The organism is Maricaulis sp. W15 (assembly GCF_001924955.1).
In the GTDB taxonomy this organism is placed as follows: domain Bacteria; phylum Pseudomonadota; class Alphaproteobacteria; order Caulobacterales; family Maricaulaceae; genus Maricaulis; species Maricaulis maris.
In genome coordinates, this window is the sequence record NZ_LQXG01000016.1 from 311,397 (window position 1) to 336,326 (window position 24,930).

The following is a 24,930-nucleotide window of genomic DNA, read 5'->3' on the forward strand; positions in this document are numbered from 1 at the left end:
GCGCTCGCTAAGAGGCATGTCCCTGTCCGTCTTACCCGCAAGGCCCTCCCATGAGTGACACGCCCACCGATTACAAAGGTCCGCAACGCGTCCTGTCCGGCATGCAGCCGACCGGTCGCCTTCATCTCGGCAATTATCTCGGTGCGCTGAAGAATTGGGTCGCGTTGCAGGAAGACCCGACGCGGGAGTGTTTTTACTTCATTGTCGACATGCATGCGATCACCATGCCGCATGATCCGGCGACCCTGCCGGATACGGTTCGCTGCGCTGCTGCCGCCTATATCGCCGCAGGGGTTGATCCTGAGAAGAGCACGATCTTCGCCCAGTCGGCGGTCCCGGCGCATGCCGAGCTGGCGTGGATTTTCAATTGCGTCGCCCGGCTCGGCTGGCTCGAGCGGATGACGCAGTTCAAGGACAAGGCCGGCAAGGACAAGGAACGGGCCTCGGTCGGGCTGTTCACCTATCCGGTGCTGCAGGCCGCCGACATCCTCGTCTACAAGGCGACCGAAGTGCCGGTCGGCGAGGATCAGAAGCAGCATCTTGAACTGTGCCGGGATATCGCCGCCCGCTTCAATCGTGACTACGGCAAGGGCGAAGCGATCTTCCCGATCACCGAGCCCGTCATTCAAGGCCCGGGCGCCCGCATCATGAGCCTGCGAGACGGGACGTCGAAAATGTCGAAATCGGATGTCTCCGACAATTCCCGCATCAATCTGGAAGACGATGCCGACATGATTGCGCGCAAAATCAAGAAGGCCAAGACCGATCCGGAACCGCTTCCGGCCACGGTCGAGGAGCTTGAGGGGCGGGCGGAAGCGTCCAACCTGGTCGGCATTTACGCAGCGCTCACCAACCAGACCAAGGCTGAGGTGCTCGGTGAGTTCGGCGGCCAGGGGTTCGGCGCTTTCAAGCCGGCGCTGGCGGACGTCGCGGTCGAGTATCTTGCCCCGATCTCTGACGAGTATCGTCGCCTGATCTCCGACAAGGCCGAGATCGACCGCATCCTGGCAAAGGGGGCCGAGCGGGCCCGCGCGGTCGCCCAGCCGGTCGTCGCCGAGACCAAGAAGATCGTCGGCTTCTGGGGGTAGGCTTTTTGCCGCACTCCCGCCGATGCGCGCCATGCCCTAGACCGACTGTACCAGCCGGGTCCGGTCTGGTTCACGAGGAGAAGAAGATGCAGAAATTCGTCCCGCTCGTCGCGCTCGCCACCCTGCTCACCGCCTGTGGCGGCGGTGATGAGTCCCACCAGGACGCCGCTCAGGGTCCTCGGGAACACGCCGGGAACCACCATGGCGACGTCATGCCGGCGGCCGATGACGAACAGGCCCCCTTGCCGGATGACGGTATCGCGCCGGTGATCGAGGTGCGCAATGCCTGGATCCGGCCGCACCCGAACGGGCGCGACGTCACGGCTGCCTATTTCACGGCCCGCCTGTCGCAAGGTCATGCCGACCGCCTGTTGTCAGTGCAGGTCACCGGCGCCGGGCGGGTTGAGCTGCACGGCCACACAATGGACGAGCAGGGCATGATGCGGATGCGTCCGATCGCCCCGCCGGATCTTGTTGATTCCGACCCCTTGGTCTTCATGCCCGGCGGCTTTCACCTGATGGTGCACGGCCTTGCCCCGATCATAGAGGGCGATACCGTTCCGGGCGTGTTGGTCTTTGAACGGGCCGGCGAGATCGCGGTTACGTTTTCCGTGCGCAATACGGCACCGGAAAGCCCGGCGGAAGACTGACCGACCGGCCTTGCGGCCTTGGCCGACGGTTTGGCGCGGATCCCGCTGGGTTAACGAGACGTTACTGAACCCTCGTTTCCTGCCAGGTCCGCGCCGGACTCCGTGCCACCATTGGTGTTGCCATCGTCGGGCGCTGTTGTGTAAATCGCCGGATCGTAGGCCTTGGCGGCCCTCGGCCAGAACAGGCGCATCAGCCAGACACCGAGCGCGATCGCCGGGATCAGCACCAGTCCGATGGCGTTTTCATCGACCAGGAAGAGCTTGATGAAGAAGCCGGCGCCGATCAGCGCCACCCCCCCACCCAGCGCCGTCATGACCGCGAGGAAGGCCATCGACGCACCTTCAACATAGCGGATCGGCCCCGTCTGGTCGGCCAGGCCGCCATGCAGCACCCGCAGGAAATCACGGAAGTCGCGGGCATTGGCCTCCCACTGGCCGATACCGGCCCAGCGCATCGACCCGAACGCGATCTCGCGGCCGTCGGAGGCGCTGACACGGCACACGACTTGACTGTTCTGGCCCGCCATTTCGACCGCCAGTCGCACTTGCCGGACATCGGTCAGCGCCAGGCTGTGTTGCGGGCCGTCTTCCCCGTCGCGCCACGTGATCGCTTGCGAATCCACGGAGAAATTGCGCAGCGGTGTCCCGGCATTGCGGCGGTCGATCAATGTCGCAGTGTCCATAAATTTCCCTTTCGCTGCGGGGGTTAGCATGAATTGCTGGACGTGTCGTGCGGCAGGCGCCAAACTCGCGTCATGCCGCATAGCACGCGCAAGTTTCTCGTCGTCGCGGACGACAGCACCGAGTGCCGGACCGCACTCTATTTTGCCGCCCGCCGGGCCCAGGCGACGGGCGCGCATGTTGCCATTCTCGCCACGCATGAACCGGGTGATTTCAGCCATTGGATCGGCGTTGCGGAAACCGCCAAGCGCGAGGCCGAATCGGCCGCCGAGACCCTGCTGGAGTCGATGGCGGAAGACGCCGAAGCGGTGACCGGCGAGCGTCCGGAACTGTTTCTGCGTGAAGGCGATCGCCGTCAGGTCCTGTCCGAATTGCTCGAAGAAGATCCGCTGATCTCCCTGCTGGTTCTCGCGGCGTCGGCCAATGGCGAGGGTCCCGGCCCGCTGGTGACGGCCTTGGCCCGCGGCAAGGGTCTGTTTTCAGGCCGCGCCGTCCCGGTGACGGTTGTTCCGGGCGACATGGACGAAGCCGAGATCGACGCGCTCGTCTGAAAACCCTAGCACGAGTGTGGTTGAATGGTGGGCGAAAGAGCGCCAAGTGAGCGTCAGGAGGCCCTGCCATGTTCATCCAGACCGAAGCCACGCCGAATCCGAACACGCTGAAATTCCTGCCCGGCCGCGAAATCGCGCCGGACGGCCCGCGCGAGTTTGAAAGCGAAGAGGATGCCGCTGATGCGCCGCTCGCGGCTGACCTCTTTCTGGTCGATGGCGTGTCGGGCGTGTTTTTCGGTGAGGATTTCATCGCCATCACCAAGACCGACGCCTATGAGTGGGATCATATCAAACCCTTCCTGCTCGGCGCGATCATGGACGGGCTGCAATCGGGGCGTCCCCTGCTTGGCGACGCCGTCACCGAGAGCGGCCATGCGGCCTATGCCGGCGAGGATGAGAGCCTGGTCAAGGAAATCATCGAGCTGATCGACACTCGGGTCCGCCCGGCGGTCGCCCAGGATGGCGGCGACATCCTCTTCCATTCCTATATTTCCGACGGCGGCATTGTGCGCTTGAAGATGCGCGGGGCGTGTTCCGGTTGTCCGTCATCCACAATGACGCTGAAATCCGGCATCGAGAATTTGCTCAAGCACTACATTCCGGAAATCCAGGCCGTCGAGGCGGTGGAATAGCATTGACTCTCGCTGCCACCTAGGGTGACTTTGCGGAGGCGTTAGATCGTTGGGGTGAGCCAATGCTTGGTAAAGATCCGATTTTGACCGAAAATGAGCCGGATGCTCAGTTCGCTTCTTTTGTTGAAGCCGCAAAGGAAAACATCAATTTTGATGCGAGATTGGCAGAATACTGTGTAAGAAAATGCGTTGTTCGTGGTCAAATTAGCCGTGCTTCCTCAGCTGAGGCGACAGAAATTATTGCGTCGGCCATTTCCGAGCACATCAACCCGTTTATCGTGTTGGTATTGTTCACAAAGCACAATCGGGCGGGTCACTTGTATAACCGTCGGATTGCGCGGGGATCTCCAGCGATGCCCGACGACCTAACTGACTCTCTAATTCGAGAACTCGTGCGGGTGGTGGCGGATCATGAAGGTCCTGACGTGAAAGATCGTTGGGTGCGATCAAAAGTGACCGGCATTCGGACCATCGTTTCATACAAGATCGAAGATATTTGGCGGGTTCTTGCTGCGTGACCGGACGCGGCTCTTTTAAGTCACCGTTTGTTCTTTGGACGAGACTGAGGGCATTTCTTCAAGATTCTCAAACGCTACCTGTAACATTTGCTATGGGGGCGGTTATGGCTGCCCCTGTGTCGATACTGGCAATTGGGGCGAATGGCAGCAGCGAAACTCTGTCGGAAATTCCCCTATTGTCGTTTGTTGCGGGGTTGGGGCTATACATACTCGGGTCACTACTATTTTTTCTTGCCTTAGTTGTCTTCAATACATTTTGTCCATCTAAAATTGTTCATCATAAAAACAGGCAAGAATTTTTGTCAGCGAAGCGAATAGACTATGATTTGCTAAACAATGAAGACATAGGCGGTGAAGAATTCTCGGACTGGATACTACCTGCTAGAGCTGAATGGAATTTGCAGAATCGAAGCAACGCTGGTGCTCGCTATACAATTTCCATTTTTTTATTCGTCGGGTTGATGCTCCTAATTATATCCGCGATAATTTTTCTCTTAACTCTTTTAAGATTTGCTCTTTAGATTTCCCCAATTGAACCCCCTCACTGCAGTGTTCGGCCAGTGTCTCTAGGGCCCGTGCGATGGGGGTGTCGGCAGACTGGTGGGGAATGGACTGCAGGAGCATATCGAGTTCGTTTTCAATAGGCTGCCCCGACGGATCAGATGCGAGTTGTGGCTTCACAATCTATCTCCATTGTTCGGCAAAACTTTGGTCGTTTGTGCTGACAAATGCAAATAGTGGAAGAAATGATTCTATAAAGTCGAATTTCTGAATCAAACGTGTGCGCATTCAAGGTGTCGTGAATCAAATGTGCGCGTGCGCCTAAATGATTCGGTTCGTGCGTTTGAATGCCGGTCTTGTTGGTCCTTCCGAAGTGCTTCGCAAAGATCAAAGTTCTGATCGCAAACTGAGGCAGGCTAATTTAACCGCCTGACAACCACACGGGGGCTTCGACCTGGCGGCGAATATCCTCTAAATGACTGCCATGATGTGGCTGGCAATCGATACGACCGGTGAGAATTGCACCGTCGCCCTGCGCCTGGGTGGCGGTGCCTCCCATGTTTTGAGCGACCCGATCGGGCGCGGTCATGCCGAGCGTCTGGCGCCGATGGTCCAGCAGATATTTGCCGATACCGGGGCGGCACCGACCGAGATCGCGCGGATCGGCGTGACGATCGGTCCGGGCAGTTTCGCGGGCACACGTGTCGGGGTGGCATTCGCGCGCGGTCTGGCGCTGGCCTGCGGCGCACGCTGCATCGGCATCCCCAATCTCGCGGTCCTGGCACGGCAAGCCGGCCCGCAACCGGCACTCGCAGTCTTGCATGATGCCAAGCGCGGCGAGGTGATCCTTCAACTCTGGACGCAGGGCGAGGCGGGGCCGCCCGAGCGTTGTCCCGTCGCGGATCTGCCGGCCCGCATCGAGGCCCTTGCCGGATCCGGCTGCAAGGTCACGGGTTCGGGCGCTGCGCGATTGCCGGACGGCTTTTCCGATCTCGGCATCACGACGCTCGACCCGGCCGTGCTGCTGGCGATGACGGGTGAGCTGGATCCGTCCGGACACCCGCCCACCCCGTTTTACGCCAGACCGCCTGATGCCAAACTGCCGGGCGGCGTGTTGCCGGCGTGAGCGACAAGGTCGAAACCGTCCAAGCGTCGAGCGCAGCGCGTCTGGCGGATCTGCACGCCCGCTGTTTTGCCGCCGGCTGGTCTGCGGCGGAGATCGCCTCCCTGCTCAACCTGCCCGGATGCATGGCGCTGGCCAGCAGCAAGGGCACCGGCTTCATCGCCATGGCCCTGTTTCGCAGCGCCGCTGACGAAGCCGAATTGCTGACTCTCGCGACAGATCCTGATCATCGGCGCCGAGGCCTGGCAGAACGGGTTCTGGCGGCGGGCGAAGATCGTCTGTCCGACACGGGTATTACGCGGATATTTCTGGAGGTTTCCACCGGTAATCCGGGCGCGCAAGCCCTGTACCTGGCAGTCGGATACACTGAAATTGCCCGCCGCCCCGCCTATTACCGCGATGGCAGCGATGCGCTCGTCCTTGAAAAATGGCTGCGCAAAGATGGACAGACCGCCCCGTGAGCGCCTATTTCTCGACAGGACCGATAGGGGAATGATCATGCCGGACCGGATCGAGAAACTTTGCATTGCCAAGGGCCTGCGTATGACGGATCAGCGCCGGGTCATTGCCCGCGTGTTGTCGCAGTCAGACGACCATCCCGATGCCGAAGAATTGCACCGTCGCGCGTCCGACGAGGATCCGCGCATCTCGCTGGCAACGGTCTACCGGACGGTCCGCCTGTTCGAGGAGGCCGGCATCATCGAGCGCCATGATTTTCGCGACGGACGGTCCCGTTACGAAGAGGTCGGCGATGAACACCATGATCACCTCATCGACCTGAAATCCGGTGAAGTCATCGAATTCGTCAATGAAGAGATCGAGCGCCTGCAAGAGGCGATTGCCCGCAAGCTGGGCTACAAGCTTGTCGATCACCGGCTCGAACTCTACGGCGTTCCCCTCAAGAGCGCCGAGGACTAAGCGCGCCACCCATCGTCGGGTTTCGAGGAGAGGCCATGTCCGCGCGCACGCCCGGCAAACACGCGATCATTTTCATTTTCGTGACCGTGCTGATCGACATGATCGGCTTTGGTTTGATCATCCCGGTCATGCCGTCGCTTCTGCACGAGCTTACCGGTCTGGATGCCAATGAATCTGCGGTGATGGGTGGCTGGCTGATGGCCAGCTATGCTGGCATGCAGTTTTTCTTCGCCCCGATTGTCGGCGGGCTGTCAGACCGTTTTGGCCGCAAGCCGGTACTGCTGGCCGCGCTGGCCGGCTTTACAATTGACTATCTGATCATGGGCTTTGCGCCAGTCTTCTGGCTGTTGTTGGCCGGACGGGTTCTGGCCGGCATTTTCGGGGCCAGCTATTCGACCGCCAATGCGTTTATCGCCGACATCACGCCGCCGGAACAGCGTGCTGGCCGTTTCGGCATGATTGGCGCGGCGTTCGGGATCGGCTTCATTGTCGGGCCGGCGATCGGCGGTTTTCTTGGCGAATGGTTTGGTCCGCGCGCGCCGTTCTTCGCCGCCGCAGCCTTGGCCGGGTTGAACCTGGTCTATGGATTGCTGGTGCTGCCGGAGACACTCAAACCGGAGAACCGGCGCGGCTTTGACTGGCGCCGGGCCAACCCGTTCGGGTCGATCTACCAGATGCGCCACTATCCGGTTGCCCTGGTCTTGATGGGCGCGGTTTTCCTGATGTTGTTCGGACACGCCGTCTATCCGGCAATCTGGTCCTATTATTCGACCTTCAAATTCGGCTGGAGCGAAGCCGATGTCGGCCTGTCACTGATGGTGGTCGGACTGACCGCCGCCATCGTCCAGGGCGGGCTGACGCGGATTCTTGTTCCTAAGCTCGGCGAGTGGCGCGCCATCATCATTTCGCTCAGCATCGCGGTTGCTGCCTATACGGCCTATGGCCTCGTGACCGAGGGCTGGATGGTCTATGTGGTGATCTGCGTCGCGGCGATCGGCGGTATCGGACAGCCGGCCCTGCAAGGGGTGATGTCGCGCCAGGTGCCGGCCAATGCGCAGGGCGAACTGCAAGGCGCGATGACCAGCCTGCAGAGCCTGTCCATGGTGGTCGGGCCGCTTTTGATGTCGCGGGCGTTCAAGTATTTCTCCGGCGACACCGCGCCGGTCTACCTGCCCGGCGCACCCTTCTATCTCGCCGCGGTCCTGACATTCCTGGCATTGCTGGTCGGGCTGCGGGCCCGCAAGCACGATCCCAAGCCGGACGCTGCAGCGGTGGTCCCGGCGGTCGGTCCGGCCGCGAACGCACCCGTCGGTTCCGGCCCGATGCCACCGGCTGATTAGGCGCACCCCTTGCGGGGCAAGGGGATTTCAAGCATAACCCGCGCCTTCCCGCGACCCGCTGGTCGATAGGGACAGTGTGGACTGTGTGTGGCAAACTGGCAGAATTCATGAGTACGACGCGCAAACGCCTCTTCATCAAGACCTATGGCTGTCAGATGAATGTCTATGATTCCGAACGGATGAAGGACGTTCTGACGCCGCTTGGTTATGAGTCGTCGGACACGCCGGATGGGGCCGACCTTGTCATCCTCAATACCTGCCATATCCGCGAGAAGGCGGCCGAGAAAGTCTATTCCGAGCTGGGCCGCCTGCGTCCGCTGAAGGACGAGAAGGCCGCCTCGGGCGGGATGACAATTGCCGTCGCCGGCTGTGTCGCCCAGGCCGAAGGCGCCGAGATCATGCGCCGCGCTCCGGTTGTCGACCTGGTCGTTGGCCCGCAGACCTATCACAAGCTTCCCGAGCTGATTGCCCAGGCCCACCGTGCCAAGGGCGAGGCGCTGGATACCGAGTTCGAGGTCGAGGACAAGTTCGACAAGCTGGGCAGCGACCGCCAGGTCGAGGGTTATTCGGCCTTTGTGACGGTGCAGGAAGGTTGCGACAAATTCTGCACCTTCTGTGTCGTGCCCTATACGCGCGGCGCGGAATGGTCGCGCCCGGTGGATCAGATCATCGCCGAAATCCGCGCCCTTGCTGCCAAGGGCATTCGTGAAGTCACGCTGCTGGGCCAGAACGTCAACGCGTTTCACGGTGCCCCGCCAAGCGGTCGCGAGGCCGACGGCGCTTGGGGCCTCGGCCAGCTGGTGCGCCATGTCGCGCTGATCGGCGGGATCGAGCGTATCCGTTTCACCACCTCGCATCCGCGCGACATGGATGAGGACCTGATCCAGGCCTTCGCCGATACGCCCAAGCTGATGCCCTATTTCCACCTGCCGGTGCAGTCGGGATCGGACAAGATTCTCAAGGCGATGAACCGTCAGCATGTGGCGGCCGACTATCTCGCCACGATCGCCCGCCTGCGCGAAGTGCGCCCGGATATCGCGATTTCCGGTGACATGATTGTCGGCTTCCCGGGTGAAACAGATGCGGATTTCGAGGCGACGATGGAGCTGGTGCGCCAGGTCAATTACGCCTCCTGCTTCTCGTTCAAATATTCCAAGCGCCCCGGAACGCCGGGTGCGGCGATGTTCAACCAGATTGATGAGGGCGTGAAATCGCAGCGCCTCGCTGCGCTTCAGGCCTTGCTCGACAGCCAGCAGGTTGCCTTCAATGAAAGCATGATCGGCCGGACATTGCCGGTATTGTTTGAAAAGCCCGGCCGGCTCGACGGCCAGTTGCATGGCCGCAGCCCCTATCTGCAATCCGTGCATGTCGACGGTCCCGCCGAGCTGATCGGCCAGATCGCCGAGGTCGCGATTGAAACCGCCTCCCGCAACGCCCTGTCCGGGCGCCTGGTCGGGACCAAACGGAGTGCCGCGTGACCGCATCGCGTCCCCCGGCTCGCAAGCGAGCCGCCAAACCCCGCAAAGCGGCCTCGGAAAGCCTTTATTTCGAGGATGTTGAACGCCTGCGCGGCATGGCCGGTGCCGGTGACCGCTTTTTCATGCTCATCGAGCAGGATCTGAGCGTTTCGATCAGCGCGCCCGGTCGCGGGCAAGTGGTGATCACGGCCGAGGACAATAGCGCGCGCGACGAGGCCAAGCGGGTGCTCAAGCGCCTCTATGGCAGTCTCGAACACGGATTGACCTGCGACGAGGCGGCGGTGCGTGCCGCCCTGCGCCTGCAGGATGACGAGGCGACGCCGGGTCTCGTCGATGATGGTGTGATCCGCGTGCCGCGCGGTTCCAGCCTGATCGCCCGCACCGAAGGCCAGCGTGCCTATGTGCGGTCCCTGAAAAATGAAAAAGCCTATGACCTGATCTTCGGCGTCGGTCCGGCCGGCACCGGCAAGACCTTGCTGGCCGTGGCCTATGGCGCTTCGATGCTGATCCAGCGCAAGGTCGAGAAGTTGATCATCACCCGGCCGGCGGTCGAGGCGGGCGAAAAGCTCGGCTTCCTGCCCGGTGACCTCAATGAGAAGGTTGATCCCTATCTGCTGCCGGTCTGGGACGCGCTGGCCGATACGCTGGGACGCAGCCAGCTGGAGAAAATGCGCGAGGACGGCCGGATCGAGGTCGCGCCGATCGCCTTCATGCGCGGTCGCACGCTCAACCGGGCCTTTGTGATCGTTGATGAAGCCCAGAACACGTCGCGAGCCCAGATGCAGATGGTGCTGACACGCCTCGGTGAAGGATCGCGCATGGCGGTGACCGGCGACCCCAGCCAGTGCGACCTCAATCCACGTGATCCGTCCGGCCTGCCGCATGCGCTGGATATCCTGGCCAACACCAAAGGTGTTGCCATTACGCGCTTTTCGCGCGTTGATGTGGTGCGCCACGATCTCGTGGCCCGTATTGTCGAAGCCTATGAGGAAGATGCGCGCGGTCGGACAGGCCCCGCGCAACCGCGATGAACGCCGTTGATCTGATTGTCGAAGATGACGCCTGGTCATCGCTGCAGGGCAAGACACGCCTCGCCGAGGAGGCGATCCGTGCTGCCTGTGCCGAATTGCCGGATCGCGCACCGGGTGTGGTCGCTGTCCTGCTCGGCAGTGACGCGGCGATTGCGGCGATGAATGTGCAGTTCCGAGGCAAGGACGGGCCGACCAATGTCCTGTCATTTCCCTCCGGCGAGCATGCCGACAATCATCTCGGCGATATCGCGCTGGCGCACGGCGTTGTGGCCCGCGAAGCGGCAGCGCGCGCCATCGACCCGGCCGATCATCTGCGCCACCTGATCATCCATGGATTCCTGCATCTGCAGGGCTATGATCACCAGGGTGATGACGAGGCCGAACTCATGGAAATGATCGAGCGCCGCGCCCTTGCCCGATTGGGCGTTGCCGACCCCTATGCCAATGAGGATTCGGGTTCCGACCCGCACGCTGAATGACCGATATATCCGCCCCTTCTGACCCTGACAGTCGATCCTGGTTCGCGCGCCTGTTCGGTGGCGCGTCATCTTCCGTTTCCGGTAGCAGCGCAATCGCGTCGGGCCCGGTTCACAATTCCATCGAAGCCGATGCGCTGGACAAGCTGCGTGTGGCTGACGTGATGGTGCCGCGGGCTGATATCGTCGGAGTCGACGTGTCGACGCCGCTGGGGCAGCTGGCCAAGATCTTCGCCGAAGCCGCGCATTCGCGCCTGCCGATCTATCGCGACACGCTGGATGATCCTGTGGGGGTGGTCCACATCAAGGATGTGGTCAGCCATCTGGCGCCGGGTTCGTCGGGCAAGCGCCCGGCCGGCTGGGCCCAGAAACAGGTTCTGCCGTCCATTGGCCGCCCATTATTGTTCGCGCCGCCGTCGATGAAGGCGCTCGACCTTCTGCGCCGCATGCAGGGCCGACGCATGCATTTGGCCCTTGTGGTCGACGAATATGGCGGCACGGACGGGCTGGTGACGCTGGAAGACCTGATCGAGCCGATCGTCGGCGATATCGAAGATGAGCATGACGACGAGGAAACGCCCGCCATCCGCTCGCGTGGCCCCGGTGTCTGGGATGTCGAGGCGCGGGCCGAGATCGACGCCTTTGAAGCGGTGGTCGGCGAGGAGATCGCCGCCGAGGACGAGGACGAGGATGTCGACAGTCTCGGCGGTCTGGTCTTCACCCTGATCGGCCGGGTCCCCGAGCGCGGCGAGGTGATCCGTCACCCGACCGGCTATGAGTTTGAAGTGATCGAAGCGGATACGCGACGGATCAAGCGCATGCGGGTGCGGGCACCGCACAAGCGGCCCAAACCGGCCGGGCCAGAGGCCACGGACGCCACGGACGCAGGCTGATGCGGCGGCTCCACCTCCTGGTCTGGTGGCCGCGAACCTGGCTGGCAACGCGGTCCGGATGGCGCCCGCGGATCGCGCTTTTCGTGGCCGGCCTGTTCAGTGCACTCGCGGTCGCACCCTTGCACATCGTGCCCGCCCTGATGATCGGGCTGTGGGTCCTGTTCGCGGCACTGGATGGCTCGCGTCGTTTCGACCGACCGCTGCGCAGCGCTTTCCTGCGCGGTTTCCTGTTCGGTTTTGGCTATTTCATCGCCGGCATGGCGTGGATCGTCTATGCCTTCTTGACCCGCGGCAATGGCGTTGAATTCCTGGCGCCGGTCGGGCTGATCGGACTGGCGGCGCTGATGGCCGCTTTCTGGGGGCTCGGCGCGGTGATCCATTGCGCGCTGGCGCCGCGCTCTGTGTGGCGGGTTCTGGTGTTCGCGGCGGCCCTCGCCTTTGCCGAATGGGCGCGCGGCCATCTTCTCGGGGGCCTGCCCTGGAACCTGCCCGCCTATGTCTGGCCGGCCGGCGGACTGGTCAGCCAGACGGCGTCCTGGTTCGGCGTCTATGGTCTCAGCCTGCTGACGATTTTCGTGCTCACCGCGCCTGTACTGGCCATCGCACCGCGGCTGGAACTGGCGCGCAGCCTGCCGGCTTTCGCGGCGCTGGGCCTGTCCATGATCGTGCTGGCGACCGGCGCCATCCGGCTCGCCGCCTCGGCGCCTGACGATGTGCCGGGCGTGTCGATCCGTCTCGTCCAGGCCGGCATTCCCCAGGCGCAGAAATGGGCTGCTGGCGGTGCCGAACTGACCCGCGACCGCTATCTCGCGCTGACCGCCCGCCCCGGCATCGAAACGGTGACCCATGTCGTCTGGCCGGAGGGCGCCCTGCCGACCTTCATGCTGGAAGACGGCGCGACGCTGGCGCGGATCGGCGATGTGCTGGATGGCGGGCAGGTCTTGCTCGCGGGCGTCAACCGGCGCGCGTCCGACGGCGGTGAGCTGGGCTATTACAACACGCTGGCGGCCTTGCGCTACCAGTCGGGCACACCGCGCATTGCCGCGCTCTACGACAAGGTGCGGCTGACCCCGTTTGGCGAATTCACACCGCTGTCCGGGCTGATGGCGATGACCGGAATCGAGGCGTTACAGGATCTTGCGCGCTATGAGTTCAGCCCCGGGCCGGGGGCCAATGTACTGGAAATCCCCGGCGCGCCGGACATGCTGCCGCTGATCTGTTACGAGTCGATCTTTCCCGGCTTCGTCCGTTCGGCTGATACGCGGGCGCACTGGCTCTACAATTTGTCCAACGATGCCTGGTTCGGCCCGACCGCGGGTCCGCGTCAGCATTTCAACCAGGCCAGCTATCGCAGTATTGAAAGCGGGCTTCCGATGGTGCGATCGGCGGCGCTGGGCGTGTCCGGCGTGGTCGATGCGCTCGGCCGGGCGCGTGTCGCAATGGAGCCAAGCGGCGAAGGCGTGCGCGATGTCGCGCTGCCGGGCCGACTTGAGCGCACACCCTATTCCTTTTGGGGCGACACGCCTTTCCTCGCCTTCTGCGTCCTGGTCCTGCTCGGCATGTCCTGGCAGCGTTTCCGGCAGGTCCACGCAGCCGATGATGTGCAGCCGTGAGATGAGTTGATTGGTACGCATCCCTTTGGTTGTGCTAGATTACCGGTCTGATCTGCGCTTTGGCCCAATCCCAACGAGGTGACTCAATGCCGAAGGTAAATCCGCGTGGCCCCAATCCGATCGACATCCATGTCGGCTCACGCATCCGGCTACGCCGGCAATTGCTCAAGATGAGCCAGGAAAAGCTGGGCGATGAACTTGGTGTGACCTTCCAACAGGTTCAGAAGTATGAGCGCGGCGCCAACCGGGTCGGTGCGAGCCGGTTGTACCGGCTGTCCAGCGTGCTGGAAGTGCCGGTCCAGTTCTTTTTCGATGGTCTGGCGGAGCAGTCCGGCGCGACCGGCATGACCGACGGCGACCAGACGCCGATCGTCTATGATTTCATCCAGAGTTCGGACGGGGTGTCGCTGGCGGAGTCCTTTTCCCGCATCACGGATGCGAAAGTGCGTCGGCGCGTGCTGGAGCTGGTGCGCACGCTGGCGACTGACGATCCTGCCAAGACGTGATGTGCCGCTGACTTTCCCGGTGCAAGCCCGTCCGGAACCCGCTAAACCCGCCTCCCATGATGACTGAGACGCCTGAAACGCCTGCCTTCCGCCTGTTCGGACGCGCCCAGGGAAAGCCCCTGTCGGCGCGCCAACAGGGCCTGGTCGACAATCTGCTGCCGCGCATCGGACTGCCGGAAGACGGGGTGATCGACCCGGCGGCTCTGATGCCGGATTGCCGGACCCAGGCGCTCGAGATCGGCTTTGGTGGTGGTGAGCACCTGGCCGCCCAGGCGGCGGCCCACCCGGAGACCGGTTTTATCGGCATCGAACCCTTCCTGAACGGGGTCGCCAAGGCACTGACCGCCCTTGACGCGCAGGAATTGACCAATGTCCGCCTGGCCCGGGCCGATGCCCGCGAAGTCCTGCCGCGTTTCGAGAGCGCCTGTCTCGACCGGATTTTCCTTCTCTTTCCGGACCCATGGCACAAGAAGCGGCATGCCAAGCGACGCTTCGTGCAGCCGGAGACGCGCGACCAGTTCGCCCGCCTGCTCAAGCCCGGCGGGCGGCTGCGGATCGCGACCGACGTCAAATCCTATGCCGATCACTGCATGATCGAGCTGACCGGCGACGCACGATTTGTTTGGCAGGCCGGGACCTCTGCAGACTGGACCCGCGCGCCTGACGATCACATCACCACCCGCTACGAGACCAAAAACCTTGGCGACTGCGCGCCGGTCTTCATGGATTTCGTGCGGCGCTGACCGCGCGCCCGTCTTGCCAAGTCGCGCCGTACGGAGTACAAGGCGGCTTCTTACAAGTTCGATTGTATCGGATGATACATTCGAGCGGTCGCCCACGGCGGCCGCTCTTTTTGTTTCTGCAGACCCCGGGGCCCGCGCCTTGAAGACAAAATCGCCTCAGGATGACCGCATCCTCGCCCTCGCCGAGCCGGTGGCTGCCGAGCTCGCGCTCGAGATCGTGCGCGTGCGCATCATGTCGGGCAAGCGTGCCCGCCTGCAGATCATGGCCGACCGCGCCGATGGCAGCGGTATCGAGGTCGAGGATTGCGCCCGCTTGTCACGCGGCTTGTCCGACGTGTTCGAGGTCGAGGATCCGATTGCCGGGGAATATGACCTGGAAGTCTCCTCGCCGGGGATTGATCGCCCGCTGACCACGCTGGCGCATTTTGCGCGCTGGGAAGGCAATGAGGCCAAGATCGAACTCGATCGCCTCGCCGAGGGCCGCAAGCGCTTCCGCGGCATTCTGGCCGGGGTTGAAGATGATAATGTCGGGCTCGACATGGAAGGCGAGGACGACACCACGATGATCCCGTTCGACTGGATCGTTGAGGCCAAACTGGTTTTGACAGACGCCTTGATCGAGGCGGATTTGAAAGCGCGGGGCCGTGGCGCCGCGACGACTGAAGGAGACGAATAATGTCGCTTTTCAACGCAACGGGGATCACCCGATGAGCATTGGTGTCAGTGCAAACCGTCTGGAACTTCTGCAGATCGCCCGTGCGGTCGCGGCGGAAAAGTCCATCGATGAATCGATCGTGATCGAGGCCATCGAGGAAGCCATCCAGAAGGCCGCGCGCTCCCGCTATGGGGCCGAAAACGACATCCGCGCCAAGATCGACCCGAAAACGGGCGAGCTGTCGCTGACCCGCAACATGACGGTTGTGGAAGAGGTCGAGAATGACAGCCAGGAGCTCAACCTCGCCGACGCCAAGAAAATCGACAAGACCGCCGAGATCGGCACCGTCTTCTCCGACGAGCTGCCGCCGATCGAATTTGGCCGCGTCGCTTCGCAGACCGCCAAGCAGGTCATCACGCAGAAAGTCCGTGAAGCCGAGCGCCAGCGCCAGTTCGAGGAATACAAGGATCGCGTTGGCGAGATCATTTCCGGCATCGTCAAGCGCGTCGAATACGGCAATGTGATCATCGATCTCGGTCGCGCCGAAGGCATTATCCGCCGCGCCGACGGTATCCCGCGCGAAAATCTGCAGAACAATGAGCGGGTCCGCGCCTATATCTATGATGTTCGCGAAGAAGTCCGCGGCCCGCAGATCTTCCTGTCGCGCGCACATCCGGACTTCATGGCCGCCCTGTTCGCGCAGGAAGTGCCGGAAGTTTACGAAGGCATCATCGAAATCCCGTCGGTCGCCCGTGATGCGGGTTCGCGCGCCAAGATCGCTGTCATCTCCAATGACGCTTCCATCGACCCGGTCGGCGCCTGCGTCGGCATGCGTGGTTCGCGTGTCCAGGCGGTCGTGTCCGAGCTGGCTGGCGAGAAAATCGACATCATCCCGTGGTCGGATGATCCGGCGACCTTCATCGTCAACGCCCTTCAGCCGGCCGAAGTCGCCAAGGTCGTCCTCGACGAGGAAGACCAGCGGATTGAAGTCGTGGTGCCGGACGAGCAGCTGTCGCTCGCCATTGGTCGCCGCGGCCAGAATGTCCGTCTTGCGTCGCAGCTGACCGGCTGGTCGATCGACATTCTGACCGAGGAAGAAGAGTCCGAGCGCCGCCAGAAGGAATTCGCTGAGCGGACGCAACTCTTCATCGCCGCCCTTGATGTTGACGAGGTGATTGCCCAGCTTCTGGCGACAGAAGGCTTCACCGATGTCGAGGATCTGGCCTATGTCGATCTCGGCGAAATTGCCGTCATCGAAGGCTTTGACGAAGACACGGCCGAGGAAATCCAGGCGCGTGCCCGCGATTATCTTGATCGCCTGGCTGCCGAACAGGACGCCAAGCGCAAGGAGCTCGGTGTCGAGGACGCGGTGCTTGAGGTTCCGGGTGTCGAGCTCGCCATGGCTGTCAAGCTTGGTGAGAATGACGTCAAGACGGTCGACGATCTTGCCGGTCTGGTGACCGATGATCTGCGTGGCTGGTTCGAGACCAAGAATGGCGAACGAATTCGCGAGCCGGGCATCCTGGAAGAGTTTAATCTCTCCTCCGAAGATGCCGAGATGATGATCATGCGGGCCCGCGTTGCGGCTGGCTGGATCTCCGAGGAAGACCTGCCGCAGCCGGAAGTGGTTGAAGAAGAGGTCGAGGAGGCTGAAGAGGCCTTCGACGTGGCCAATATGGATCTGGCGGCCCTGGAAGCCGAAGCCGAGGCGCTTGGTCTCGACCTCGACGCCGAGGTGCCGGAAGGCGACGAGGAGACGAAGGCTGACTAGCCCCCGGGCCAGCCAGTCGAGGGAGCGACGCTGCGTTGCCACCGGCGAGGTCCGTGAGGAAGCGGATCTCATCCGGATGGCCCTCGGGCCGGGCGACCAGCTGGTGCCTGATCTCGCTGCCAAACTGCCCGGTCGTGGTGCCTGGGTCAGTGCGGAGCGGACGTTGATTGAGAAGGCGGTCAAGAAATCCGCCTTCAACCGGGCCTTCGGGTGTCCGGTAAAAATGCCGGACGACCTGCCGGGCCTCATTGAGGGTCAGCTGGTCGAGCGCGCGCTGAGCCTTCTCGGTCTGGCGCGACGGTCCGGAGACCTGGCGGTTGGCTATGACGCGGTGCGTCTGGCACTCAAGGCCGCCAAACCCGCTTGGCGCATCGAAGCGTCGGACGGGGCTGAGGATGGCCGGTCCAAGCTGGATCGGTTGGCCTTCGCGGCCTGGGGTGATGTCCCGGTCGCGGGATGTTTCACGGCGGAAGCCATCGGTGATGCGACAGGTCGCGGTCCGGTGGTCCATGCCAGCATGTCGAAAGGCTCGCAGGCGCGGGCATTTACGACTGTGATGGGGAAGCTTTCGGGCTTCCGGCCGCTCGTCCCGCAAGGCTGACGTGCGGAGATTGCCGCGACAGCGGTTGATATCGGCCTTGAGCTGGCTAGTTTAGCGAGCCTTCAGGCCGGACAGTGGTTTGAACAGTGCGGGTTTCCGGCATTCGGCTACCGGAAGGCCCCGCGGAACGAAAGCCGATTTGGAAGGCTCGTATGAGCGACGCAGACGACAACAACTCCTCCGGCCGCCGGCCGCTCTCTCTGAAACGCCCCGGTGGCGGTACCGTGCAGCAAAGTTTTGCGCGCGGTCGCTCCAAGGCGGTCGTCGTGGAGAAGAAGCGCAAACGTGTGGCAACGCCGGCCAAGGATGGCGGTCCCGGCGGCAAGCAGGGCGGGGGCGCCAAAAGTGGTGAGTCCGCACTGGCGGCCAAGGCACGCCAGCTCGGCCTGTCCGAAGAGGAACTCGTTGCGCGCCAACGGGCCATTGCCCGTGCCCGCGCCGAAGCCGCCGATCGCGAAGCTCAGAAGAAAGAGGCTGACGCCGCCATGGCGCAGCGGGCTGCCAATGAGCAGCGCCAGCTGGCCGAACAGCGCGAGCGCGCCGTTCGTGAAGAGCGCGAAGCCGAAGAGGCTGCGCGCAAGGCCGCTGAAGACGAAGCGCGACTGAAAGCCGAGGCCGAAGCTGCGACCGCAGCCAAGGACGGGTCCCGCAAGCGTGATGAAGATCCGCGCCGCCGGGCGCCGGCCAAGGACGAAAAGCGGGCCACGCCCGATGCCATCCCGATGGATGATCCGGCCAGCGCGCTGGAAGCCCTCGGCGGTCGCGTCAAGCGCAAGGGCGGGGCTGCCGGCCCCGGCCCGGCTGCCAAACAGCAACCGGCCCGTGCCAAGACCGATAATCGCCGCCGCGGCAAGCTGACCATCCAGAACATTCTGGAAGGCGATGAGGAGCGTCAGCGCTCGCTCGCCTCGGTGCGCCGTGCCCGTGAACGCGAGAAGCAGCGCCGTCAGGACACGTCCGGTGGACGCGACAAGATCGAACGCGAAGTCATCGTGCCGGAAGCCATTACGGTGGCCGATCTGGCGAACCGGATGGCGGAACGGTCTGTCGACGTCATCAAATACCTGATGAAGCAGGGCCAGATGGTCCGCGTGAACGATGTGCTCGATGCCGATACCGCCGAGCTCGTGGTCGAGGATTTTGGCCACATCGTGAAGCGTGTGTCCGAGGCTGACGTCGAAGACGGTTTCATCGCCGATGATGATGCCGACGAGGCCAAGCTGCCGCGGGCGCCCGTGATTGCGGTCATGGGTCATGTCGACCACGGCAAGACGTCGCTGCTGGACGCACTCCGCGCGACCGATATCGCATCGGGCGAAGCCGGTGGCATCACCCAGCATATCGGCGCCTACCAGGTCCAGCTCAAGGGCGGTGAGAAGATCACCTTCCTCGACACGCCCGGCCACGCTGCCTTCTCGGCCATGCGGTCGCGCGGCGCGATGGCGACGGATATCGTGATCTTGGTGGTGGCTGCAGACGACTCGGTGAAGCCGCAGACGATCGAGGCGATCCATCATGCCAAGGCTGCCGGCACGCCGATCATCGTGGCCGTCAACAAGTGCGACAAGCACGAAGCCAATCCGCAGAAAGTCCTCACCGACCTGCTGCAACACGAGATCGTCGTCGAGGCGATGTCGGGTGACGTGCAATCGGTCAATGTCTCGGCCAAGACCCGTGAGGGTCTCGACGAGCTGACCGAGGCCATCGCCCTGCAGGCCGAACTGCTCGACCTGAAGGCCAATCCGGAGCGCAGCGCCGAAGGCATTGTCATCGAAAGCCAGGTCGATAAGGGCCGCGGTCCGGTGGCGACGCTTCTGGTCCGTCGCGGCACGCTCAAGCGCGGTGACATCCTCGTCGCCGGCGCCCAATGGGGCCGTGTGCGCGCCCTGGTCAATGAGCGCGGCCAACAGCTCGAAGAAGCCGGACCGTCGGTTCCGGTCGAGATCCTCGGCCTCGATGGAGCGCCGGATCCGGGTGAAGTCTTCGCCGTTGTCGATGGCGAGTCCCGCGCCCGCGAGATCGCCGACTACCGTCAGCGCAAGGGCCGTGAGGCGACCGGTGGTTCATCGCCGGCCAGTGCTTCGCTCGAGCAGATGATGGCGCGTCTCAAACAGGACGAAACCCAGGAAATGCCGCTTCTCGTGAAGTCGGATGTTCAGGGCTCGGCCGAGGCGATCAAGCAGTCGCTCGAAGGTATCGGCAATGACGAAGTCCGCGCGCGGATCATTCGTGCCGCTCCGGGCGGTGTGAATGAAAGCGATGTCCTGCTCGCCAAGTCATCCGGTGCACCGGTCTTCGCGTTCAATGTCCGTGCCAACAAGCAGGCCCGCGAACTGGCCGAACGTGAAGGCGTGGAGATCCGCTACTACTCGGTGATCTATGATGTCATCGACGATGTGCGGAACACGATGGAAGGCATGCTGGCGCCGGAGAAGCGCGAGAACTTCATCGGTTACGCCGAGATCCTGGAAGTCTTCAACATCACCAAGACCGGCAAGGTCGCCGGTTGTCGTGTCACCGAAGGCGTGGTCCGGCGCGGCTGTGGTGTGCGCCTGCTGCGCGACGATACGGTGCTGCACGAAGGCAAGCTCAAGACGCTCAAGCGCTTCAAGGATGAAGTGCAGGATGTGCGCGCGGGCACCGAGTGCGGCATGGCCTTCGAGCGCTATGAAGACCTGCGCAAGGGCGATCAGATCGAGTGTTTCGAAGTGATCGAAGTCGCGCGCAAGCTCGAGGCCTGATCACCGGTCCCGAGCGGACCAGGACAGGTTTGAAACATGACAGGGCGGCCCCACGGGGCCGCCCTTTTTCTTGCTGTCGGGCCTTGGTCCGGATCAGTTGTCAGTCGGCTGCGATCAATCCCTGTTCCGGCGCCGCGTAATTGGCGAAATCCTGATGCGCGACGACCTGCCCGTCACGAACGGTGATGACGCTGACCTGCCGTGAGCGCCAGCGGAAGACCTGGCCCTCTGATTGTGTCGGGTAGAGCGCGTTGACATGGCCGATGAAGACGACGCGGCTGTTCGAGGCGAAGACATCATCCCACTCAAACCCGAGCTCGATCGGGTGATAGCGCTCGCCGAACTCGCGCAGCGTCGCCATCATGGCGTCGCGCCCGTCCTCCTGAATGCCGTCCGGCCCGTAACTCTCGCCCTGGGCGGTGGTGTCACTGAAGACCATGTCGGCCGCCAGCATGGCCTCCATCGCATCCCAGTCGACGGCGGAATAGTGGTCCATATAGGTCCGGGCGATGGCTTCGGCTTCGGCATTGGTATCGTCCTGGGCCGACAGCGCGGGGGCAAGGGTGAGAGTGAGGCCTGTGGCGAAACCAGCGAGGGAGAGGAAATGTGTCATCGTCTTGTCTTCCATGATGGGTGAAGGGTCAGGCCGGCGACTCGGGGATTTGGCTCGGGCAGAGAGTCCCTGAGGCGCCGGCCCGGTCTGCACAGGGGGCACACACCCTCTGCAGACCATTCGGACGGGCGCTCGCGACGCCCCTGTGTCAGTCAGTGTGAGGCTTGCACCGGCGCGGCATTGTTGAAGTCGGTGTAGTCGCGATGCTCGGCGACATGGCCATCGACCACCGCAATGATCGTCGTGATCGGATAGCGAAAGGTCTGCGCGTCGTCGCCGGTGCCGTAAACGACGTCCATATGGCCGTTGAACACGACCTGACCGGAGGCCTCATAGGTCCTGTCTATCGTGTAGACGCCATGATCCATGCCCCAGGCAGCAATGCCGGCCGTGATCGCCGCGGGGCCGCGCCATTCGATCCGCTCGGTCACGGCATCAATGTCGAAGGAGGTCGGGTCGATGAACCGCGTGTCCTCGGTCATCAACGCCGACATGGCGGCAAAGTCCTGGCTGGCATAGGCGTCCAGCCAAGCCTCGGCGATGCGGCGCGGCGTCGCGTCCGGGGTCGACTGCGCGGCGCTTGGTGCGGCGGTCAGCAGGCAGGTCGCCAAAAGGCAGGCGTGGGTCATTCGGGTCATGGCAAGCTCGGCACTCGGTCGGGGTTTCATCGCTGCACGGATGGCAGTGCGTGGCGGCGAGTAGCCCTGCCCCGGCGGCAGCGGTAAAGTCCCGGGGCCGGCCAATGTGATGAGCGCCGGGGGGCGAGGGACGAAACCGGGTCGGGGCGCCCCCTTGCATCGACCGGTCAAGCGGCGTACACCCCCGCGCCTCGCTTCCGCCGGGATGGAGACATGCATGGCCCGCCGTCAGAACCAATCGCCCAAAGGCCCGAGCCAGCGCCAATTGCGCGCCGGCGAGCTCGTTCGTCATGCACTCGTCGGCATTCTCACGCGAGAGGAATTGCGTGACCCGGATCTGGAAGGGCAATTGATTTCGGTGACCGAAGTGCGCCCCAGCCCGGATTTGCGTGTCGCAAAAGTCTATGTCGCACCGCTCGGCCGGGGCGACTCAGCCAAGCTCGCTGCCGGCCTCAACCGCTGCGCCGGTTTCCTGCGCGGCCGTTTGGGCCGTGAAATCGAGATGAAGTTCACGCCGGAGCTGCACTTCCACCCGGACAATTCCTTCGACACGGCCAGCCATGTCGACGATTTGCTCAATCGCCCGCAGGTCCGCCGCGATCTTGACGATGAGGACGCCGGGGCCAGCGATCCGGACGATTAATCACCGTCGCCCGCTTCGGCCACGTCGCCGGCATCAGGTTCCGGCAGCGGTGGCAAGTCCGTGCGTTCAAGTCGCCAGCGATTGTCGGCCCCGGTCAGACCGGCCTGGTTGACCGCGATCGCCGCGACCCGGCCCGCCTCATCACGCTCATAGGCAAAATCGGCATTGAACAGGCGCCAGTTCAGCGCGTCCGGACCGGTCGGCGTGAGATAGAAGCGCCAACCGCGCTCGCTCAGCACGAGGTCGAGACCGCCTTCGGTTGGTTCGATCACCACCGGCCCGAACGGGCTTCCGGCATAGGACCCCGCAGCGTCCAGATGTGAGGCGGTGAGCCGGTCTGTCGCCGGCCGGCCCGCCGGCGGCGCCAGGGGGCGGTCGAGGGCGAGCGCGTGAAGGGCGTTGCGCAATTCCCAATTGGGATAGGATTCGACATTCGTTCCGTAGGCGATTGTGATATCTCGCCCGGGCAGGATGGAGATGCCGGCACTGTATCCCGGCACCGAGCCCTGGATCGTGTAGATCGCCTCTCCGTCGACCTGCTCGACCTGCCAGCCACCGACCATGCGGCCGTCCGGCTCGAACAGGTCCATGCGGCGTGTCCGGACGGCGTCGGCGAGACGCAGCAGATCGCCAATCGGCGCCACCAGGCCGGCATCGCCAAGTGCCGGGCTGTCGGTCATTGGCGCCCGCAGGTCGAGCGGCAGCGGGCCGGCGGCATATCCGCGCGGCACATGGGCACCCGCCGCTGCCGCGCGCCGGGCGATGCGGCTGTCCTGCATGTCCAGCGGGATCAGGAACTCAGTCGCCAGCAGGGTTTCATAGCGCGCATTCATCACCCGCTCGACGATCACGGCGAGCAGGCCGTAGCCGAGATTGGAATAGGCATAATCATGCGGTCCGGCGCCGGGTGCAGGTTGCCGCGCCAACCAGGAAACGAGGGTGTCGCTGCGGGCATCGGCAAGAGCGCCGGCGGGAATGTCGCGCGCCAGGCCCGCCGTGTGAGACAGGATGTCATTGATGCGCACCGCGCCATAGCCGGTCAGCTCGGGGATATAGTCATTGACCGCACCGGTGGCCGATATCCTGCCCTCGTCGATCAATCGCCGGACCATGGCGGCCGTCAGGCTCTTGGTGACGGAGCCGGCGGGAAAACGCGCTTGCGCCGTCATCGGGGCGCCGCTGACCCAGTCGGCATAACCAAAGGTGAGGGCAACCGGTTCCCCGTCACCGCGCCGGACCATGATGACGCCGGAGAAATCGCGGGTTTCAACCAGCGGCGACACCCAGTCATGGATCCGTTGCGCGATCGCGGCCTGGCTGGTGTCGCCATCCCGCGGCGCCTGCCCATCGGCGCGCGGCAGGCCGACGGTGATGCCGATCACGAGAAGGCTGGTGAGGGCGAACCGGATCATGGCGCAACTCCTTGGGGACGGGTGAGGATTACGGTGTTCCGACGGTCGCAGCAAGCCACCGGCCTTGCCTTGCGGGCATTGTTCCGTTAGGTCCGCCCCTCCCGCGATCCGGGTCCGATCCCCGGCGCCTGAAGGAGGCCAATATGGCGCGACGCCGCAAGGGCGAGGACATCCATGGCTGGGTGATCCTCGACAAACCACTTGATATCACCTCGACCCAGGCCGTTTCGGTGGTCCGGCGACTGTTCAATGCCAAGAAGGCCGGCCATGCCGGCACGCTGGATCCGCTGGCCTCGGGCATTTTGCCGATCGCCCTGGGCGAAGCGACCAAGACCGTGCCGTTTGCGGTGGAAGGCTCGAAGACCTATCGCTTCACCGTTAAATGGGGCGAACGCACCGATACGCTCGACCGTGAGGGTGAAATTGTCGCGACCAGCGATGTCCGTCCCGATCGCGCGGCGATCGAGGCGGTGTTGCCCACCTTCATCGGTGATATCGAACAGGTGCCGCCCGCCTATTCGGCCATCAAGGTCGATGGCGAGCGTGCCTATGATCTGGCCCGCAGCGGCGAGGACGTGCAGTTGCAGGCGCGCCAGGTCCATATCGAGGCGCTGCGCCTTCTGGACTGTCCTGACAGCGATATGGCGGTGCTGGAAATGCATTGCGGCAAAGGCGCTTACGTACGCTCCCTGGCGCGCGATATTGCCTTTGCCCTGGGCACGGAAGGGCATGTCGCCGCCCTGCGCCGGATTCGCGTTGGTGGATTCGCGGAAGCGGAATCCACAAGGCTGGACGAACTGGAAGAAATGGCTCATAAGGGCGCCGCTTCGGAAGCTCTGCTCCCGGTTCAGACCGCGCTGGACGACATCCCGGCGCTGGCCATAACCGAAGAGGAATCCTTCCAGTTGAAGCTAGGACGCTCGATCGTCCTGCTCCCGCGTCAAGCGCAAGAGCTGAAGGCGCAGCGCCGACCCCGCGAAATCGCGGGCAAGGACTGCACTTTTACCGCTTTGGCCCTTTGCGATGGTGTGGCAGTGGCGCTCGGCGACGCAAGGGCGGGAAAGTTCCAGCCCTCGCGTGTTTTCAACCTCACTCCCTGACAATTCAGGGAGTC

At 63.3% G+C, this 24,930-nt stretch carries 26 protein-coding genes; 22 read left to right on the top strand and 4 right to left on the bottom strand.

From position 1 onward, the window contains the following. Positions 1–50 precede the first annotated feature (50 nt). On the top strand, positions 51–1,088 hold the full coding sequence (gene trpS, locus AWH62_RS09535; RefSeq protein ID WP_075190239.1) for a tryptophan--tRNA ligase: 1,038 nt from the start codon (positions 51–53) through the stop codon (positions 1,086–1,088). Between the two features lie 86 nt (positions 1,089–1,174). Next, positions 1,175–1,738: a copper chaperone PCu(A)C gene (locus AWH62_RS09540; RefSeq protein ID WP_075190240.1), complete on the top strand. Its 564-nt coding sequence runs from the start codon at positions 1,175–1,177 to the stop codon at positions 1,736–1,738. Between the two features lie 50 nt (positions 1,739–1,788). On the opposite strand, the gene AWH62_RS09545 is transcribed toward AWH62_RS09540, so the two are convergent. After that, on the bottom strand, positions 1,789–2,421 hold the full coding sequence (locus tag AWH62_RS09545) for a hypothetical protein (RefSeq protein WP_075190241.1): 633 nt from the start codon (positions 2,419–2,421) through the stop codon (positions 1,789–1,791). Positions 2,422–2,493: 72 nt separating this feature from the next. Here AWH62_RS09545 and AWH62_RS09550 point away from each other — a divergent pair, with 72 nt between their 5' ends. The 18 genes from AWH62_RS09550 (at position 2,494) to infB (ending at position 20,510) form a co-directional block, all read left to right on the top strand. Continuing rightward, positions 2,494–2,970: a universal stress protein gene (locus AWH62_RS09550; protein ID WP_075190242.1), complete on the top strand. Its 477-nt coding sequence runs from the start codon at positions 2,494–2,496 to the stop codon at positions 2,968–2,970. A 68-nt stretch (positions 2,971–3,038) separates the two neighbouring features. Continuing rightward, positions 3,039–3,602, top strand: a complete 564-nt coding sequence (locus tag AWH62_RS17250) for a NifU family protein (RefSeq protein ID WP_075190243.1) — start codon at positions 3,039–3,041, stop codon at positions 3,600–3,602. A 62-nt stretch (positions 3,603–3,664) separates the two neighbouring features. Further along, positions 3,665–4,120 carry a hypothetical protein gene (locus AWH62_RS16825; protein WP_143743001.1) on the top strand — a complete coding sequence of 152 codons (456 nt, stop codon included), beginning with the start codon at positions 3,665–3,667 and terminating at the stop codon, positions 4,118–4,120. Between the two features lie 976 nt (positions 4,121–5,096). Further along, positions 5,097–5,747, top strand: a complete 651-nt coding sequence (gene tsaB / locus AWH62_RS09560) for a tRNA (adenosine(37)-N6)-threonylcarbamoyltransferase complex dimerization subunit type 1 TsaB (protein WP_083635107.1) — start codon at positions 5,097–5,099, stop codon at positions 5,745–5,747. Continuing rightward, positions 5,744–6,205, top strand: a complete 462-nt coding sequence (locus AWH62_RS09565) for a GNAT family N-acetyltransferase (RefSeq protein ID WP_075190245.1) — start codon at positions 5,744–5,746, stop codon at positions 6,203–6,205. The genes tsaB and AWH62_RS09565 overlap by 4 nt, the downstream gene beginning before the upstream one ends. A 37-nt stretch (positions 6,206–6,242) precedes the next feature. Further along, complete coding sequence (locus AWH62_RS09570) at positions 6,243–6,662, top strand: Fur family transcriptional regulator (RefSeq protein WP_075190308.1); 420 nt, start codon at positions 6,243–6,245, stop codon at positions 6,660–6,662. A 35-nt stretch (positions 6,663–6,697) separates the two neighbouring features. Continuing rightward, positions 6,698–8,002: a TCR/Tet family MFS transporter gene (locus AWH62_RS09575; RefSeq protein ID WP_083635108.1), complete on the top strand. Its 1,305-nt coding sequence runs from the start codon at positions 6,698–6,700 to the stop codon at positions 8,000–8,002. A 107-nt stretch (positions 8,003–8,109) separates the two neighbouring features. Further along, positions 8,110–9,480: a tRNA (N6-isopentenyl adenosine(37)-C2)-methylthiotransferase MiaB gene (gene miaB, locus AWH62_RS09580; protein WP_075190246.1), complete on the top strand. Its 1,371-nt coding sequence runs from the start codon at positions 8,110–8,112 to the stop codon at positions 9,478–9,480. Further along, positions 9,477–10,511: a PhoH family protein gene (locus AWH62_RS09585; protein WP_121211361.1), complete on the top strand. Its 1,035-nt coding sequence runs from the start codon at positions 9,477–9,479 to the stop codon at positions 10,509–10,511. Before miaB ends, AWH62_RS09585 begins: the two co-directional genes overlap by 4 nt. After that, on the top strand, positions 10,508–10,990 hold the full coding sequence (gene ybeY, locus AWH62_RS09590) for an rRNA maturation RNase YbeY (RefSeq protein ID WP_075190247.1): 483 nt from the start codon (positions 10,508–10,510) through the stop codon (positions 10,988–10,990). Before AWH62_RS09585 ends, ybeY begins: the two co-directional genes overlap by 4 nt. After that, a complete protein-coding gene (locus AWH62_RS09595) occupies positions 10,987–11,880 on the top strand; it encodes a CBS domain-containing protein (RefSeq protein WP_075190248.1) in 894 nt (297 codons plus the stop codon). Before ybeY ends, AWH62_RS09595 begins: the two co-directional genes overlap by 4 nt. Next, positions 11,880–13,493, top strand: coding sequence for an apolipoprotein N-acyltransferase (gene lnt / locus AWH62_RS09600; protein WP_075190249.1), 1,614 nt, complete (start codon positions 11,880–11,882; stop codon positions 13,491–13,493). The genes AWH62_RS09595 and lnt overlap by 1 nt, the downstream gene beginning before the upstream one ends. 86 nt (positions 13,494–13,579) lie before the next feature. Then, complete coding sequence (locus tag AWH62_RS09605; RefSeq protein ID WP_075190250.1) at positions 13,580–13,999, top strand: helix-turn-helix domain-containing protein; 420 nt, start codon at positions 13,580–13,582, stop codon at positions 13,997–13,999. Between the two features lie 59 nt (positions 14,000–14,058). Next, positions 14,059–14,742 carry a tRNA (guanosine(46)-N7)-methyltransferase TrmB gene (trmB, locus tag AWH62_RS09610; RefSeq protein ID WP_075190310.1) on the top strand — a complete coding sequence of 228 codons (684 nt, stop codon included), beginning with the start codon at positions 14,059–14,061 and terminating at the stop codon, positions 14,740–14,742. Between the two features lie 139 nt (positions 14,743–14,881). Then, positions 14,882–15,418 carry a ribosome maturation factor RimP gene (gene rimP, locus AWH62_RS09615; protein WP_075190251.1) on the top strand — a complete coding sequence of 179 codons (537 nt, stop codon included), beginning with the start codon at positions 14,882–14,884 and terminating at the stop codon, positions 15,416–15,418. Positions 15,419–15,449: 31 nt separating this feature from the next. Beyond that, a complete protein-coding gene (gene nusA / locus AWH62_RS09620; protein ID WP_075190252.1) occupies positions 15,450–17,168 on the top strand; it encodes a transcription termination factor NusA in 1,719 nt (572 codons plus the stop codon). Further along, on the top strand, positions 17,161–17,769 hold the full coding sequence (locus AWH62_RS09625) for an RNA-binding protein (protein ID WP_075190311.1): 609 nt from the start codon (positions 17,161–17,163) through the stop codon (positions 17,767–17,769). The genes nusA and AWH62_RS09625 overlap by 8 nt, the downstream gene beginning before the upstream one ends. A 152-nt stretch (positions 17,770–17,921) precedes the next feature. Beyond that, a complete protein-coding gene (gene infB, locus AWH62_RS09630) occupies positions 17,922–20,510 on the top strand; it encodes a translation initiation factor IF-2 (RefSeq protein ID WP_075190253.1) in 2,589 nt (862 codons plus the stop codon). A gap of 100 nt (positions 20,511–20,610) precedes the next feature. On the opposite strand, the gene AWH62_RS09635 is transcribed toward infB, so the two are convergent. Continuing rightward, complete coding sequence (locus tag AWH62_RS09635) at positions 20,611–21,123, bottom strand: nuclear transport factor 2 family protein (protein ID WP_158025603.1); 513 nt, start codon at positions 21,121–21,123, stop codon at positions 20,611–20,613. 152 nt (positions 21,124–21,275) lie between these two features. Then, positions 21,276–21,761, bottom strand: a complete 486-nt coding sequence (locus tag AWH62_RS09640) for a nuclear transport factor 2 family protein (protein ID WP_158025604.1) — start codon at positions 21,759–21,761, stop codon at positions 21,276–21,278. A 217-nt stretch (positions 21,762–21,978) separates the two neighbouring features. On the opposite strand from AWH62_RS09640, the gene rbfA reads away from it, so the two are divergent. Further along, positions 21,979–22,404 (top strand): 30S ribosome-binding factor RbfA, encoded by a 426-nt coding sequence (gene rbfA, locus AWH62_RS09645; RefSeq protein ID WP_075190256.1) that lies wholly within the window; start codon positions 21,979–21,981, stop codon positions 22,402–22,404. On the opposite strand, the gene AWH62_RS09650 is transcribed toward rbfA, so the two are convergent. Further along, on the bottom strand, positions 22,401–23,816 hold the full coding sequence (locus AWH62_RS09650) for a serine hydrolase (protein WP_075190257.1): 1,416 nt from the start codon (positions 23,814–23,816) through the stop codon (positions 22,401–22,403). The two genes, rbfA and AWH62_RS09650, sit on opposite strands and share 4 nt — an antisense overlap. Positions 23,817–23,959: 143 nt before the next feature. Between AWH62_RS09650 and truB the strand changes: the two genes are divergently transcribed. Further along, positions 23,960–24,916, top strand: a complete 957-nt coding sequence (gene truB, locus AWH62_RS09655; RefSeq protein ID WP_075190258.1) for a tRNA pseudouridine(55) synthase TruB — start codon at positions 23,960–23,962, stop codon at positions 24,914–24,916. Positions 24,917–24,930 lie beyond the last annotated feature (14 nt).

Bases quoted from the DNA above. Each gene is read 5' to 3' on its own strand.
- trpS (WP_075190239.1), top strand. From the start codon at position 51: ATGAGTGACACGCCCACCGATTACAAAGGTCCGCAACGCGTCCTGTCC.
- AWH62_RS09540 (WP_075190240.1), top strand. From the start codon at position 1,175: ATGCAGAAATTCGTCCCGCTCGTCGCGCTCGCCACCCTGCTCACCGCC.
- AWH62_RS09545 (WP_075190241.1), bottom strand. From the start codon at position 2,421: ATGGACACTGCGACATTGATCGACCGCCGCAATGCCGGGACACCGCTG.
- AWH62_RS09550 (WP_075190242.1), top strand. From the start codon at position 2,494: ATGCCGCATAGCACGCGCAAGTTTCTCGTCGTCGCGGACGACAGCACC.
- AWH62_RS17250 (WP_075190243.1), top strand. From the start codon at position 3,039: ATGTTCATCCAGACCGAAGCCACGCCGAATCCGAACACGCTGAAATTC.
- AWH62_RS16825 (WP_143743001.1), top strand. From the start codon at position 3,665: ATGCTTGGTAAAGATCCGATTTTGACCGAAAATGAGCCGGATGCTCAG.
- tsaB (WP_083635107.1), top strand. From the start codon at position 5,097: ATGACTGCCATGATGTGGCTGGCAATCGATACGACCGGTGAGAATTGC.
- AWH62_RS09570 (WP_075190308.1), top strand. From the start codon at position 6,243: ATGCCGGACCGGATCGAGAAACTTTGCATTGCCAAGGGCCTGCGTATG.
- AWH62_RS09575 (WP_083635108.1), top strand. From the start codon at position 6,698: ATGTCCGCGCGCACGCCCGGCAAACACGCGATCATTTTCATTTTCGTG.
- miaB (WP_075190246.1), top strand. From the start codon at position 8,110: ATGAGTACGACGCGCAAACGCCTCTTCATCAAGACCTATGGCTGTCAG.
- ybeY (WP_075190247.1), top strand. From the start codon at position 10,508: ATGAACGCCGTTGATCTGATTGTCGAAGATGACGCCTGGTCATCGCTG.
- AWH62_RS09595 (WP_075190248.1), top strand. From the start codon at position 10,987: ATGACCGATATATCCGCCCCTTCTGACCCTGACAGTCGATCCTGGTTC.
- lnt (WP_075190249.1), top strand. From the start codon at position 11,880: ATGCGGCGGCTCCACCTCCTGGTCTGGTGGCCGCGAACCTGGCTGGCA.
- AWH62_RS09605 (WP_075190250.1), top strand. From the start codon at position 13,580: ATGCCGAAGGTAAATCCGCGTGGCCCCAATCCGATCGACATCCATGTC.
- trmB (WP_075190310.1), top strand. From the start codon at position 14,059: ATGACTGAGACGCCTGAAACGCCTGCCTTCCGCCTGTTCGGACGCGCC.
- nusA (WP_075190252.1), top strand. From the start codon at position 15,450: ATGAGCATTGGTGTCAGTGCAAACCGTCTGGAACTTCTGCAGATCGCC.
- infB (WP_075190253.1), top strand. From the start codon at position 17,922: ATGAGCGACGCAGACGACAACAACTCCTCCGGCCGCCGGCCGCTCTCT.
- AWH62_RS09635 (WP_158025603.1), bottom strand. From the start codon at position 21,123: ATGACACATTTCCTCTCCCTCGCTGGTTTCGCCACAGGCCTCACTCTC.
- AWH62_RS09640 (WP_158025604.1), bottom strand. From the start codon at position 21,761: ATGACCCGAATGACCCACGCCTGCCTTTTGGCGACCTGCCTGCTGACC.
- rbfA (WP_075190256.1), top strand. From the start codon at position 21,979: ATGGCCCGCCGTCAGAACCAATCGCCCAAAGGCCCGAGCCAGCGCCAA.
- AWH62_RS09650 (WP_075190257.1), bottom strand. From the start codon at position 23,816: ATGATCCGGTTCGCCCTCACCAGCCTTCTCGTGATCGGCATCACCGTC.
- truB (WP_075190258.1), top strand. From the start codon at position 23,960: ATGGCGCGACGCCGCAAGGGCGAGGACATCCATGGCTGGGTGATCCTC.